The following is a 232-nucleotide window of genomic DNA, read 5'->3' on the forward strand; positions in this document are numbered from 1 at the left end:
TTCGGCGAGTGCCACATCGGCTTGCGGTGCCGCGCCGACGCGCCCCACTTCCTGTGGATGTGGCGGAACGGGCTCTTCGGCGTGATGGGCGGCGAGGAGCCGGGCCGCGTACTGGGCCTGGCCCTGTCGGCCAGCGTCGTGGCGCCGGCCGGCGAGGCCGGTTTCGGCGGGTGGGGGAGGTGGTCCGGCGCGCTGGCTGGCGCGTCGGGTCTGCGTTGTGCTGCGAGAGCGG

At 75.4% G+C, this 232-nt stretch carries 1 protein-coding gene; it reads left to right on the forward strand.

The annotated features are described in order from the left end of the window. On the forward strand, positions 1 to 232 hold a 232-nt coding region (locus ACQG3P_RS24920; RefSeq protein WP_426806541.1), incomplete at both ends, for a hypothetical protein.

This window comes from Stenotrophomonas sp. SrG (assembly GCF_050031795.1).
Lineage (GTDB): Bacteria > Pseudomonadota > Gammaproteobacteria > Xanthomonadales > Xanthomonadaceae > Stenotrophomonas > Stenotrophomonas rhizophila_A.